This window comes from Arthrobacter endolithicus (assembly GCF_026627425.1).
GTDB lineage: Bacteria > Actinomycetota > Actinomycetes > Actinomycetales > Micrococcaceae > Arthrobacter_M.
In genome coordinates this window covers 96,766-109,719 of the sequence record NZ_JAPNLH010000009.1, presented here as the reverse complement: position 1 = coordinate 109,719, position 12,954 = coordinate 96,766, and the positions used below count along the sequence as shown (strand labels likewise).

The window sequence follows — 12,954 nt, the reverse complement described above, 5'->3', positions numbered from 1 at the left end:
TGGCATGCTTCACGGCAATCAACGCCCGTGATATCCGGGGCGCGAGCGTCCCGAATGTCCGCGTACGCCGCCGCGATCGACCATTCTGCCTGCACAGGGGGGTCTTGCGACAAGCCCCCCCTCCTGCAATAGTTTTAGATGGGCAGGGAGTAGTGCACTCCTTGCCATCGTGCTGTACCCCAGAGACCACTGTGATCTGGCCCTCTTGCTCGCGATTCTCGCGGCGGCGAGAGCTTGCCGAGGCGACGTGCGCCAAACCCAACAGCTCGAACCGCGTCGTTGGCGGTTCCGCTTCAGGGCGGGTTCACTTGTGTTCGTGCGCGGCATGCCGCCGCGAGGGAGCGTGGTTTCGCGGTGGCAGGTACTCCCGCCGATGTAGCCAAGTGACACCGACGGGAGGTTCGAACTCTCTCCGCTCGATGGCATTATGAGTTTGAGAGGCTCGGAAAGGACCAGCCATGGGCGTGCTGATGGGACGGGTCGCCTTGGTGACCGGAAGCTCGCGGGGAATCGGATCCGCGATCGCTACGGAGTTCGCAGCAGAAGGTGCAGCCGTTGCGGTGCATGGTCGTGATGAGGCCGCTACCGCAGCGGTCCGGGATCGCATCATCGCGGCGGGCGGCCGCGCGGTGATGGTCCTCGGCGACGTGACCTCCCCGGAAGTTGTCGATCGCATTAGTACGGAGATCGGGTCCGCCCTCGGGCCATTGGACGTGCTGGTGGCTAACGCCGGCGGCAACCCGACGAGGCCAGGGCCGCTCGAGCGGATGAGTCTGGATGAATGGCGCGCCGCAGTTGATGCGAACCTCACGGCCACGTTCGTCACAATCGCGGCCATCCTGCCCGGGATGAAGCAACGCGGTCGTGGGTCGATCGTGACGTTGTCCTCGGCTGCATCTCGCCGCCCAACTCCACAGTCCCCGGTTGCGTATGCGGCGGCGAAGGCCGGTATCGAGGTGCTGACCAAATGGTTGGCGGCGGAGGCGGGGCCATCGGGAGTGCGCGTAAACTGCATCGCCCCGGAAACAATAATGACCGAACGCAACGAGCAAATGATCCCCGCCGAGGTGCAGGAACGTCTCGCCCAAACCCACCCACTTCGACGACTTGGTTCTCCACAGGATGTCGCGCGCGCCGCCGTCTACCTGGCAAGTGATCAAGCGGAATGGGTTACCGGCATCATCCTCGACATCGCCGGCGGAGCGGTACTGAAGTAAACAGTCCAGTTCACCGTTTTCGAGCAACCGAAATCATGCCCGCTTGTGGTTCCCGGTGCGGGCGCTTCTGGCATCCCCATCGGATGCGATATACGATGTGTTGCGTGTGGCCCATAGCAGGCTGATATAAGGCGCCGACGCCTGGCGTATCGTCTGCCCGAACCGAAGGACTCGCGTGCGGATACTAATTTTCGGTGCGGGAGTGATCGGCCGTATTTACGCAGTTCGACTGCTCTCAGCCGGGCACGAGGTTTCGATACTCAGCCGTGGAGCGGCTACGGATGACCTCCGAACCAACGGAATCCGTCTGGTGCGTGAGGGTGTTAATGACCTTCAGGGGTTCCCTCGCGTCGTCGAGACCTTGGGAGATGCGGGGCACGCTGATCTTGTATTCGTAGCCATACGCCTTGACCAGGTTGATGCCGCACTCGTCTCACTTGGTGCGTTGGATGCCGATGTAGTCGCAAGCTTCATCAACCTTCCTCTGGGCACAGACCGGTTGCTGCAAGCGATTGGCGCGGATAGGTTCGTGGCCGTGTTCCCCGGCGTCGCGGGCCGACTCGGGAACCAAGGAACAGTACATTACGTCCAGGTGAGTCAACAACCTACTGCCGTCGGTTGGGGGAGAGCCGGCGACATGGTTGTTTCCGTCTTGAAGTCCGCCGGGTTTCCGGTGGCAACTACGAAAGATATGGATGCTTGGCTGAAAACCCACGCAGTCTTTGTTTCGGCGTTCGAGTCGGCGCTTGCGGCCGTGTCGGGTGATGCGCATGCTCTCGCATCAGACAGCGTTGCCGTGCGTAAACTTGTGCTTGCAGTACGTGAGGGGTTTACCGCACTGGACAGCCGCGGCGTTTCGATTACCCCGGCTGCGTTGCGGGTCATCTTCCAGACGATGCCGGTCTGGTTCGCTACGCGATATTGGGCCCGCCAGTTGGATGGCGAGCTCGGGCGTCTGGCACTCGCCCCGCACTCAATCGCTTCCCGGCACAGCGAACTGCCAGTCCTGCAACACGACGTACGATCCCTGTTGGGCGGTACTGCCCCACCTCAACTGGAGCGCCTCTTCGCCAAATCCCAGTAATCCAGCCACTGGTTGAATTGCGCCCTTTAACCTTTCGGCGGATTCGAGACGATATTGCGGCATGAGCTTCTCGATCACGATCTCGCTGCAGAGCGAAATATCGGCCGCTGAACGTTCCCCTACGCACACGGACATGCAGTGCGGAGAAATACTCTAATTCGTGCAGACGACTTCTGAAAGTGACTAGCGCGAAATGGATCAGGTTTTCTCTGCCTCGATGAAATCGAAGTTACGTAGCAAGGGACCACACTCCGAATCAGGTCAGAAGTGATATGACCAAGGCGCCGGTGACAAGGCTGTTTAGGGTGACGTGCATGATGGCGGGTGCCCAAAGGGTCTGGTGGAACAATGACGCCGCGAAAGATCGCCTCCTCCCAGATCGGGGTCAGGAGGGCAACGCCAATGAACAGCATGAGTGTGACCACCGGTTCTGTTCCAGCAGCCAGCGAATCAACTGTGTTACTCGCTGGCACGGGTTGATTTCCAGTGATGGCAAATGCGAGCAATTGCGTAGTCAGGAGTGCGACGAAAATCAAAGGAATCTGTTAGAGCAGATGAAGGATGCACGCCGTTGGACGTGTGAAGCCCAATTGCCGCCATCCAGTGTCTTCTCGTCGCAGCCGCCAGTGGATAGTGATCAGTAACAGCGCAGCTTGAACGGGAAGAGTCACTCCAAGTACTGCAAGACCGACTCCTTTTGCGCCCGGTATCAGAAGAATGGCAAGCACGGCTACACCGAACGTCAGGATTGTGACCACCAAGACAGCTGCGAGGAGAACCAAGCTGGCGCAAGTTTAGCGGGGACCGGAAGGCCACTGGGAAGGTGCCAGGGAATTGGGATGTAAGCGGCGAACTGATAGTCATAGGACCATCCTTGTGCATGTGAAAGGGGTACGTATATATAAGGCCCATTCATGTGAGCGGCGCCGGGCAGTGCAATTCAGTCAGGAGCTAGCCTTGATTTCACTGAATGCTCAGGACCGGACTCAATCGTCGCGTAGGGGTTCGGCTATCGCGACAGATCTGCGCACTCACGCGGGGTGGGCAAAGACGGTGCCGCTCGCGCGCTCCCGGACTTGACCACCGCGATGCCCGACGAGTGGTGTGCTCCCTGTTAGGATCCGGGAAAGACGCTTCCGATCTTTGAGTTCTCATTTCCGGGTCTGCGCAGAGCTCGGCGATCCCGCCTTCACAGCTAATGACGCAACCCCGCTAGTCCTCCAGCGGTTCCGGCTCGTCACCGAAATGAGCTGACGACCAAAGAGATTGAGGGACATTCCCCACGCGATGCGGACGATCCGCAGCGGCCCATCGGCAAATCCGGACGTGTCGGAAGCCGATCGGCCAGCGAGACGACTAGCGGTCGGTACCGTACAACAGGCGGGGGAGCCCGAGCACGCAAACCTAGGAGACACTCACCATGAGCGCAGCACTGCACGCCGAGCTTGACCGAATCTATGCGGCCCGCGATCGGAACAACATGGCCCCGACCATCGCCGCCCTCCTGCCCCTCTACGAGCAGCACTCGGAGGAGCCGCGGGTGATCTACGAAGTCGGCGGCGCGTACGACACTGCCGGCGAAGAAGCCACCGCACTCGGCTTCTACGAACGAGCCATGACTGCGGGGCTTGAAGGTGATGTGCGTCGCCGGTGCTACCTGCAGCACTCTTCGCAATCTTGGCCGTCTTGACGAATCGGTGGCCGTCTTTGTCCGCGCTCGTGAGGAGTTCCCCGACTCGGTTGCCCTCGGCGCGTTCGAGTCCCTGACTCTGCACGCGGCCGGCCGGGTCAATACCGCCCTCGGGAGCCTCTTGGCTTTGCTTGCAGATCACGTGCACTCAGACAAGCTCGACCGGTACAAGGCGGCCATGCGTGGGAACGCCGAGTATCTGAAGTCGCTCGACTCCTCCGGGACGACAGAAGAACGATAACCCATCGTCTTAAGTGCAAGAGGCGGCCCGAGCGGCGCACTCTAGTACTAGGAAATTAACAAGGAATACCGCAAGTAGATCTTGAGCTCCTCGCGGTCATTAGAGATCCCAGTGCAGGTCTTTCGCAACGTCCATAGGTTCAGGGGCTCGCAACGTTCCGATGCCAGCCCCATCTCGGCAGCAAGCGATGGTGCCGTCTGCGGCGGTTTGATTTCCACAACCATTTCCCGCCAACAGCCTCCTGAACCACACCCCTCGGAAATTTCCCCGCTTCGCTGGGTGGCGGAATAGCGCGGAAAGCCGGGTCGGATGGAACGCCCCTTCATCTATGGCGCTCCAGGCAACTGAGCCGATCCACGCGATCAAGACCAACCCAAGTGCGAGCATTGAAAGACGTACTACGCGCTGACGAGTCGTCATTTGAGGGTCCTCGTGGGCTTCATCAGCCGCGGGGCCCGTTGGAATTGCTTGCGGGGTGTCCTAAGGATGCTCACAGTCTTAAGGACAAGTCCCAGGAGCATCAGCAGGCCGCCGGCCAGAGTAAGCACGGTGTAAAAGTTTTTGTCATTGCGGTAGCCTTGCTGACTAGCTCACGAGCAGCTTGATTCCAATGACAAAAAGCTCGATGAACTGGTCAAGGTCAGCGAGGCAGCACCGCTGCTCCAGAAGAAGGGTTTCGGGGCCGTGACGGCTGCGAAGTGCTTGGTGGCGTGGTCGCACGAGGGGCGGGTCCGTAGCGAAGCAGCTTTCGCCTGTTTAGCTGGCGTGAACCCCATCCCCGCATCATCGGGTAACACGACCAGGCACAGGCTCAACCGGGGCGGTGACAGGGCATTGAACAGCGCACTGCATATGGCTGCGATCAGCCGAGCCACCCACCACGAGGAAACTCGGGAGTACATCGAGAAACGCCGCGCTCAAGGCAAAACCGACAAAGAAATCCGCCGCTGTATCAAACGCTACATGGCCCGCCGAGTCTTCCGGATCCTGAACGCCTCAGCAAAGAACAAAAACCACCAAAACGCCGCTTGACAGACATAGAAGAGTCGATTTTTCCGCTTCCTGAAGCGACCCCCCTTTTGTCCGCAATGATCAGGAAGACCTCATTGCTGGTATCCGCCCAGGAGTGGGCCGCTTCGGCCGTCATCGACGCCGGGCCAGTGAGCGCGGCGGCCACCGATTTCGCCACGGCGACCAAAAGGTTGGCGCCAAACGCAATCACGATGGTCAGCATCCCCGACACCCTGGCCCTCGCCGTTGTAATTCCTCATTTGAGCCTGACAGCGCCCGCTCTTGCTGCTGTCTCTGCCGCTTGGCAATTTCCATAGCCCCGGAATACTCACTGACCGCCGGAACTAGTGAGCCAATGAACAAGAGAAGGCTGGACCCAGCCGCTGCTGGACCTGGCCGCCTATACCGTCGTCGCGCTGCTCTGGATGGTCCCGGACCGTCCGCTGAGACGCGCCGCCGACGAGCGCCGGTAGGAGCCAAGGAAGGCAGAAATCCGGCGGACCGCTTCTTCAATGTCCTCCAAGGCCGGCAGAATCACGAAGCGGAAGTGGTCCGGCGTCGGCCAGTTAAACGCCGTCCCGTGCGAGATGAGGATTTTTTGTTCCTGAAGCAGGTCAATAACGAACTGCTCGTCGTTCTCGATCGGGTAAAGCTGCGGGTCCAGTCGCGCGAACAGGTACATCGCCCCAGCGGCAGGGACGGCGCTGACACCAGGAATCGCTGTGAGTAATTCGTGGGCACGGTCTCGCTGCTGGCGCAGTCTGCCGCCCGGAGCAACCAGATCATCGATTGTTTGGTAGCCACCCAAGGACGTCTGAATGGCGTGCTGGGCCGGGACATTGGCGCACAGCCGCAGCGAAGCGAGCAACTCCAGCGCTTCGCGGTACGCAGACATGGCAGCGCGCGGGCCGTTCAGGGCTACCCAGCCGGACCGGTAACCCGGCATCCGGTAGGCCTTGGACAATCCGCTGAATGTCAATGTGCACACGTCGGTGGCCACCGAGGCGGTGTGCACGTGCACGGCGTCCTCGTAACGGATCTTCTCGTAGATTTCGTCGGAAAACAGCACTAGGTCATGCTTGCGGGCCAGGGCGGCAAACTGCTCCAGGATGTGCCGCGGATAAACGGCTCCGGTTGGATTATTGGGATTGATGATGACAATGCCCTTGGTCCGACCGGTGATTTTGGCCTCGACATCTGCCATGTCCGGCCACCAATGATTGGCTTCATCGCACAGGTAATGCACCGGGTGGCCGCCGGTCAGCGTCACTGCAGCCGTCCAGAGCGGGTAGTCGGGAGCAGGGATCAGGATTTCGTCGCCATTCTCCAAGAAGGCCTGGAGGGTCATCGAGATCAGTTCGCTCACGCCGTTGCCGATAAAGATATCCTCGACGCCGATCTGCATCAGGCCCTGTGTTTGGTAGTACTGCGAGATCGCGGTCCGCGCGGAGAAAATGCCCTTGGAATCGCTGTATCCCTGGGACCTGCGTAAGTGATGAATCATGTCCACCACGATCGATTCCGGCGCTTCCAGACCAAAAGGTGCCGGGTCACCGAGGTTCATGCGCAGAATCCGGTGCCCCTGCGCCTCCATTTCTTTTGCCGCCTGAAGAATGGGGCCGCGGAGTTCATACCGGACGTCTCGGAGTTTGCTGGAATATTGCATCTGGGGCATGCTCAATCTTTTCACACCCGGGCTTTGCGTGCCCCGGCGTCCAAAACTGCCAACTGGCACACGTTCCATCCGCCCGGCTCCCCTGGCACACGTTCCATCCGCCCGGCTCCCCTGGCACACGTTCCATCCGCCCGGCTCCCCTGGCACCCGTTCCTTCCACACGCCTTCCCTACGCCGGTGCTGTTTAGTGCCCCCTCAGGCGGTCCGCCGCGCGATCGGCGGCGCTACGGGCCGTGGCTGCGGCGCGCACCGCCAGTTCCTGCTGGCGCCGCAGACGGTCCACTTCCCGGTCCGCGGCGGCAATTTTGCGCTTGGCTTCTTCGGCCAAGTCCGTCAGCTCACCGAGCCGGGTGATCAAAGCCGTGCGCGTTGCTGTTAGTTCGCAGTTCTGTTGCCGCAGGCCCTCCGCGGTCCTTTCCGCTTTCTCTGCGGTGCGCTCGGCTGCTTCGGCCTTTCGTTGCGCCGCTTCCCGCATCCTGCCCGTCAACTGTGCACCTGCAGATTCTCCGCCTGCAGATTCGTCCTCTTTTTTACCGGATGCAGCCTTTCCTGCCAGGTGCCTCTGCGCCGCCACGGCTCCCGAAAGGTCCACCGCGCCCCAACCGTCTGCCGATAGAGCGCGGGTCAGCGTTGCGGTCCGGACAGCGGCGGCGGCCCACGCATCAGCCGTGGCGGCCCGCAGCGTCTGTTCAATGTCCCGGAGTACGGCATCACTTGCCTTCGAGCCCAGGTCAGCGGCCAACTCCCGGCCGGACTTCAACAGCTTGGCGAGCAGCTCGCGGCGCTCCCGGCTCAGGCTGCGCATCTTCTCCTGATCCAGCTCCGACTGGGCCCTCCGGAGCTCTTCACCCACTTGCAGAAGTCCCTCGACTTCCTGCGCCCGATGGATGACCAGCATGTTCACCAGCCAGGCCGCCGCCGAAGGTTTCGCCAGGGCGCCGATCCGCCGGGCCAACGTCGTCCTCCCGGCGGAGCGCACCGCAGCAGCGTCAGCATTGCGGGCGGCCGTAAAATCCGAAGCCGGTAAGCCATAGAGCCGCGCGGTGTGCTCTGCCAGCGCCTCGTCGTCGTTCGCCTGTGCCTGCTCACCGGCCATACAGACGACCGTCCCTTCCGACAGACCGCACGCGGCGAACCGTCCAAATGCCAACGACGGCGACTACAGGTTCGGCGCCCTCGCCGTTTCGGAAATTCCGCCATAACCTGGGCACGGGCTTGGCCATAGCGTACCCGAGGGCGTTGGCGGGGTTAGAGGACATGTCCGACACCTTTCCCGCTACCACGCCAGTAACACCGAGCACCTGGGCCATTGACGCCTCCTTTCAGTGGCCCGCGCCACTGCCAGCAGATTCATATCTTATTCGGCTATAACAGTAGGACGCTCTTAACACCTGCCGGTGTTCGCGCCTGAGCCGGTGCGTCTGGGGCCCGTGCGTAAAGGACGCCTTTAGTGCAGTTCAGCTTCGATTCTTGGTCCATTGTGGCCGTGGCCTTCCTTCTGTCTGCACTGCATTCCGTGGCCAGCATGGTTCCTCCGCATCCCTGGGCTGCCCGGATCAACCAATTGCTGACCGCGCTGATGGCGTTAGCACTGGCACTGGTTGCACTCCACCTGATGCCCGGCGGCGTCGAGACGGCAGCCGGCTCCATCATGCTGGTCGCGGCCGCCTGGTTTCTGATGCAGGTTCTCCCCCGGCGTCCCCAATGGGCTAATCACCAGCACCGCGCCTGGTTGATTTACCGCGCCGTCCAGCTGGCCTTGAGCTTTTGGATTCTCACGTCGGCAGCCCCTGGCCCCGGCAATCCCGGCCCAGCTACCCACCTTCTCGGTTCTATCCTGCTGTCTGTTTACGGCGCGGTGCTTTTGGTGATCGCAGCGGTCATCTGGCTCCTTGCCAGCTTTGCCACACCGCGGCAGGACACCTCGGCACGGCCGGTGGCTAAGCCACAAGGGCTAGCGGAAGCCTTGATTGCCGGCGGCCTCGCCGCTGTCCTGCTTGGGTATGCCTGACGTTTGTGGCGTCACGTGTGTGGCTGGGCACATTGGGCTGGGCACATTGGGCTGGGCATATTTGGCTGGGCACATGTGGCTGAGCACGGGCGTGCGGCCAGCCGCTCACGATTCGTGCCAAGGTAGCAAGTATGCTTATTGTTAGCAAGATAATGTTTCCTCGCTGAGGTTTGGAGCCCAACATGGCAGGCTGTTTCGAATTAGTTGACGCGTCCGACGGCGGGTATCGGATCAAGATGCTGACCGGCAGCGGTTCTCTCCTGGCGGTCTCTGTTTCATACCCCAGCAAGGAAGCGGCGGTGCGCGGCATAGACGTGCTTCGCGAAATCGGCGGGACGGGCCTGGTGCTGGACCACAGCCGCCAGACGCAGTCAGCCACAGATGAAAATAAGCAGCAAGCAAACGCTCTAGCCACGGTCCGGAACCACGCTCCCGCTGCGTAGCCGCTGACCCACGGCTGGCATCAGCCTTCGGGCGGTGATTTGCCTTAAGCGTGGGTCGCGACCGCTTAGCGGGTCAGCACACTTCCCACAGCGCAACCCCGTCAGTGCCGGATTAGACTGACAACGCTGGCCGACCGACCCCCGAAAGAGCAGACCATGAGCGCCACCGATTCGCACCGACTCAGCGGACTGACAGCGATCGTCACGGGGGCGAGCCGGGGCATCGGGCTGGCGGTGGCGCATCGGCTGGTAGCCGAGGGTGCCCGGGTCTGCATCACGGCACGGACACCGGAACCGCTCGCGGCGGCGGCCGCACAATTCCCCGAAGGGTCGGTACTCGCTCTCGCCGGAGCAGCCGATGATCCGCGGCATCGATGTGAGGTGCTGGACGCCGTCGCCCGTAGTTTTAGCCGGCTGGACATTCTGGTCAACAACGCCGGCATTAATCCGGTCTACGGAACACTGATGGAGTTGGACCTTGCCGCCGCCAGAAAGATCGCCGAGGTCAATATTTTTGGTGCCTTGGCCTGGGTGCAGGATGCCTATCATCATCCGGAACTCGACTTCGCCGCACGCGGCGGTTCCGTGATCAATATATCCTCTGTCTCCGGGCAGACGCCCGCCTCTGGCCTCGGCTTTTACGGCGTCAGTAAGGCCGCGATAGAACACCTGACACGTTCCCTTGCTGCCGAGATGGGACCGAGGGTCCGGGTCAACGCGGTCGCTCCTGCCGTGGTCAAGACACAGTTCGCGCGGGCGCTCTACGTCGGGCGCGAGGCCGCCGTTGCCGCACACTATCCGCTCGGCCGGCTGGGGACGCCGGAGGACGTTGCAGCCGCCGTCGCGTTTCTGGCCAGCAGCGATGCCGCCTGGATCACCGGTCAGGTGTTGAACCTCGACGGCGGCCTGCTGGCCGCCGGGGGCACCGCGTAGGCCCGTCCCCGGCCGGCCGGGGACTAGAGAGAGGCGCGCATGGCCAGAGCAGCGGTGACCAGACCGAGCAGTCCGGTCACTGCTGCCAGGATCCACAAGCCCATGAGGAGACCGTTGCGCTGGCGTACTCCCGGTGAGCTTCCGGCCGATACGACCTCCGCGCGGAACAAGGCCAGACACGCGCTCCCGATTGCTACAATCCAGAAAATCCATTCAATGATGCCGAACACGTGCTGGCTCATGGCATTGCTCCCTTTCCGCAGGACGGCCGCGCAGCCGACCCGCTAAAAGAGGCCCGCATGCCCGCTCGCTTTAACGCTAGCATCGCCCCGGGCGCAAGGACAGGATGCTTCCCACAAACGCGTTCCACCGGCCCCGGATGGAAAGCCGCGGCATGGACGCCGGTCCGGTAACAGCCGACCGGTAGTGGTGTCCGTCGTCTGCCAGAGCACCGTCGCCGGATGCGCCTGCGGGCTTGCTAAGGTTTCTTCATGAGACTGCACCAACTCAAGAGCGCATCCGGGATCCTCAAACGCACCGTCCAACGCACGGCACTGGGCTTTCTCGCGCTCCAAGGCGCAGTCATCGCAGCACTGGTCATCATGGACACCCTTCGCAAGCACGGCCGAAGCAAGCGTGTCGGCTTTCCGCGTCCGGGCACGTTCAAAAGCGAGGTGGCCGGTTCCAGCACCACGATCTATACCTTTGGTGAGGACCTGTATAAGGAGATGCTGGCGCAGATCCGGCAGGCCAAGAAGCGGATCCTCATGGAAACCTACATCTGGAAGGACGACAAGGTCGGCCAGGAATTCAAAGCCGCCCTGGCCGAAGCGGCGGAACGCGGCGTGGAAATCTTCGTAATTTACGATGTGTTCGCTAATTTGGTGGTACCACGATCGTTTTTCCGTTTCCATCCGGCGATCCATGTATTGCCTTTTCCCGTTCTTCGGCCCTCCATTGTCTTCACCAATGTTCGCGGCACTGGACTGGACCACCGCAAGCTCCTGATCGTGGACGACGAGATCGGTTTCGTCGGCGGCTACAACATCGGATCGCTCTACGCCACCCAATGGCGGGACACGCACCTGAAGATCTCCGGACCGTCCGTATGGGAACTGCGACAGGCGTTCGCCACGGTCTGGAATCACTACCGCAAGAATCTTCCAGAGCTGCGTGAGACTAACGCAAACTTCTGGGAACCACGTGTCCGGGCCGTCAACAACATTCCGTCCAGCCTGGTATTTCCCATTCGAGGCGTCTATCTCGATGCCATCGATCGGGCCAGCCATCACATTTACATCACCATGGCCTACTTCATTCCTGACCAGCAGATTCTCGATTCGCTGCTCAGCGCCAGCAGGCGGGGGGTCGATGTGCGGGTTATCCTTCCCGAAGAGTCCAATCACATCCTTTCCGACTGGCTCTCCCGTGGCTTTTACACGGCACTCTTACGCGACGGTGTCACGATACTGCTGTACCAAAATGCTATGGTCCACGCGAAAACCGCCACGGTTGACGGCCAATGGTCCACCGTTGGCACAGCGAATATTGACCGGCTCAGCCTGACCGGCAACTACGAAATCAACATGGAAATCTACGATGCCAACCTCGCGGCCGATCTGGAGACCATTTTCGCCATCGACAGCGCCAACAGCCGTATCCTGACCCTGGAGGAATGGGAGGGCCGCCGAGTGGCAGCCCGGTTCAGCGAATCGATCCTCGCACCGTTACGTCCCCTGCTGTAGCCCAGGCCCCGTTATTCCTGGAGCGGGAGTTCGTGCTGGCTCAGGCGTAAATATAGTTTCCCGTCCTCAATGCGTTCGAGTTCATCCGCGGCCACGTAAGAGTTTCGCGCAAGGAAACCCTTGCCGTCGATTTTGACGTAGCCCGTCTGGAAGAGCCTGCGCGCCATCTCCTCAGGAACTCTGGGTTCGGTTCCCACCAGCGAGTTCAGTCCCACAAAGAGTACGTTCTGCGCCGCCGTGGAATACACCTCTTCGAACGCCGCGGCCTTCGGATTCGGCCCCTTGACGTGATCGACCTTTCCGATCATCTTGCCGCTCGCGTCAACCACCCGCATGCCCCTGTCCACCAGCTCCAATAAGCTCATCGCGTCACGCTCCTTGAACCGAATCGAACCAGATTGCTGGCCTGCCCTGAACTGAGCCGAACCGAACTGTTTGCTGGTCTTCCCGCCAGCGTAGCCCGGCGGGCCGATGAATTCGAGTGCCCGGGCCGATCAGCACCTCCGCTCCCGGGCACTAACGCCTCGGCACGTTGCGCGGGTTGCTCCCACTCTTGCTGACCACCCCTCCAGCGTCCTTGTTCAGGACAACCTTGGACGTGGCAGTGACAGAGCCGAAGACCCGCCGGATTGGTAGTCCAGCAGCATGGACAGGCTTCCCCTCCCCCGAGACCGAAATGACCCGACGTTTAGGGTAGGCAAGCTGCGCACCGATCGCCCGCGGTAAGGCATTAGCCATCGACCCGTGCAGAAAGGAACCGAGCAGAAGCCTGGTCCCCCAACGGATCGATGTACCGTGCAGTCCAGACGTCGCACATGCCCATGTCGGCCGTAAATATTACGTCCTTGCCCTGCGCCACGCTGACCCCGTTGTCGCCGAGGCAATTCCATCATGCTGCTGCCAG

The 12,954-nt window shown here is 61.3% G+C and carries 11 protein-coding genes and 3 pseudogenes; 8 read left to right on the top strand and 6 right to left on the bottom strand.

Translation table 11 applies throughout. The annotated features are described in order from the left end of the window. Positions 1–458: 458 nt before the first annotated feature. From OS914_RS10000 to OS914_RS09980, 4 genes and pseudogenes are all read left to right on the top strand, one after another. Positions 459–1,217, top strand: coding sequence for an SDR family NAD(P)-dependent oxidoreductase (locus tag OS914_RS10000; protein WP_267545914.1), 759 nt, complete (start codon positions 459–461; stop codon positions 1,215–1,217). Positions 1,218–1,392: 175 nt separating this feature from the next. Then, positions 1,393–2,301 carry a ketopantoate reductase family protein gene (locus tag OS914_RS09995; RefSeq protein ID WP_267545913.1) on the top strand — a complete coding sequence of 303 codons (909 nt, stop codon included), beginning with the start codon at positions 1,393–1,395 and terminating at the stop codon, positions 2,299–2,301. 1,420 nt (positions 2,302–3,721) lie between these two features. Then, positions 3,722–4,232: pseudogene (locus OS914_RS18220) on the top strand (tetratricopeptide repeat protein). A 600-nt stretch (positions 4,233–4,832) separates the two neighbouring features. After that, positions 4,833–5,264 (top strand): annotated as a pseudogene (locus tag OS914_RS09980) (transposase); the annotation flags it as partial. On the opposite strand, the gene OS914_RS18090 reads toward OS914_RS09980, so the two are convergent. From OS914_RS18090 to OS914_RS09965, 3 genes are all read right to left on the bottom strand, one after another. Continuing rightward, complete coding sequence (locus OS914_RS18090; protein WP_324290645.1) at positions 5,185–5,466, bottom strand: cation efflux transmembrane domain-containing protein; 282 nt, start codon at positions 5,464–5,466, stop codon at positions 5,185–5,187. The pseudogene OS914_RS09980 and the gene OS914_RS18090 overlap by 80 nt on opposite strands. Before the next feature lie 177 nt (positions 5,467–5,643). Continuing rightward, complete coding sequence (locus tag OS914_RS09970) at positions 5,644–6,918, bottom strand: pyridoxal phosphate-dependent aminotransferase (protein ID WP_267545911.1); 1,275 nt, start codon at positions 6,916–6,918, stop codon at positions 5,644–5,646. Positions 6,919–7,102: 184 nt separating this feature from the next. Continuing rightward, positions 7,103–8,014, bottom strand: a complete 912-nt coding sequence (locus tag OS914_RS09965) for a hypothetical protein (protein WP_267545910.1) — start codon at positions 8,012–8,014, stop codon at positions 7,103–7,105. A 354-nt stretch (positions 8,015–8,368) separates the two neighbouring features. On the opposite strand from OS914_RS09965, the gene OS914_RS09960 reads away from it, so the two are divergent. The 3 genes from OS914_RS09960 to OS914_RS09950 all read left to right on the top strand — a co-directional run bounded on the left by OS914_RS09960 (position 8,369) and on the right by OS914_RS09950 (position 10,305). Beyond that, positions 8,369–8,929: a hypothetical protein gene (locus OS914_RS09960; protein ID WP_267545909.1), complete on the top strand. Its 561-nt coding sequence runs from the start codon at positions 8,369–8,371 to the stop codon at positions 8,927–8,929. A gap of 182 nt (positions 8,930–9,111) precedes the next feature. Beyond that, positions 9,112–9,372: a YegP family protein gene (locus tag OS914_RS09955; RefSeq protein WP_267545908.1), complete on the top strand. Its 261-nt coding sequence runs from the start codon at positions 9,112–9,114 to the stop codon at positions 9,370–9,372. Positions 9,373–9,528: 156 nt separating this feature from the next. After that, positions 9,529–10,305, top strand: a complete 777-nt coding sequence (locus OS914_RS09950; RefSeq protein WP_267545907.1) for an SDR family oxidoreductase — start codon at positions 9,529–9,531, stop codon at positions 10,303–10,305. Positions 10,306–10,328: 23 nt separating this feature from the next. On the opposite strand, the gene OS914_RS09945 is transcribed toward OS914_RS09950, so the two are convergent. After that, positions 10,329–10,547, bottom strand: coding sequence for a hypothetical protein (locus OS914_RS09945; protein ID WP_267545906.1), 219 nt, complete (start codon positions 10,545–10,547; stop codon positions 10,329–10,331). A gap of 249 nt (positions 10,548–10,796) precedes the next feature. Here OS914_RS09945 and OS914_RS09940 point away from each other — a divergent pair, with 249 nt between their 5' ends. Further along, on the top strand, positions 10,797–12,050 hold the full coding sequence (locus tag OS914_RS09940; RefSeq protein WP_267545905.1) for a phospholipase D-like domain-containing protein: 1,254 nt from the start codon (positions 10,797–10,799) through the stop codon (positions 12,048–12,050). Between the two features lie 11 nt (positions 12,051–12,061). Here OS914_RS09940 and OS914_RS09935 read toward each other — a convergent pair whose 3' ends face one another. Beyond that, positions 12,062–12,415 (bottom strand): hypothetical protein, encoded by a 354-nt coding sequence (locus tag OS914_RS09935; protein WP_267545904.1) that lies wholly within the window; start codon positions 12,413–12,415, stop codon positions 12,062–12,064. 292 nt (positions 12,416–12,707) lie between these two features. Beyond that, positions 12,708–12,897, bottom strand: a pseudogene (locus OS914_RS18215) (thiamine pyrophosphate-dependent enzyme); the annotation flags it as partial. Positions 12,898–12,954: the final 57 nt, after the last annotated feature.

Coding starts and splice junctions, on each gene's coding strand:
- OS914_RS10000 (WP_267545914.1), top strand. CDS start 459: ATGGGCGTGCTGATGGGACGGGTCGCCTTGGTGACCGGAAGCTCGCGG.
- OS914_RS18090 (WP_324290645.1), bottom strand. CDS start 5,466: ATGCTGACCATCGTGATTGCGTTTGGCGCCAACCTTTTGGTCGCCGTG.
- OS914_RS09955 (WP_267545908.1), top strand. CDS start 9,112: ATGGCAGGCTGTTTCGAATTAGTTGACGCGTCCGACGGCGGGTATCGG.
- OS914_RS09945 (WP_267545906.1), bottom strand. CDS start 10,547: ATGAGCCAGCACGTGTTCGGCATCATTGAATGGATTTTCTGGATTGTA.
- OS914_RS09950 (WP_267545907.1), top strand. CDS start 9,529: ATGAGCGCCACCGATTCGCACCGACTCAGCGGACTGACAGCGATCGTC.
- OS914_RS09970 (WP_267545911.1), bottom strand. CDS start 6,918: ATGCCCCAGATGCAATATTCCAGCAAACTCCGAGACGTCCGGTATGAA.
- OS914_RS09940 (WP_267545905.1), top strand. CDS start 10,797: ATGAGACTGCACCAACTCAAGAGCGCATCCGGGATCCTCAAACGCACC.
- OS914_RS09935 (WP_267545904.1), bottom strand. CDS start 12,415: ATGAGCTTATTGGAGCTGGTGGACAGGGGCATGCGGGTGGTTGACGCG.
- OS914_RS09965 (WP_267545910.1), bottom strand. CDS start 8,014: ATGGCCGGTGAGCAGGCACAGGCGAACGACGACGAGGCGCTGGCAGAG.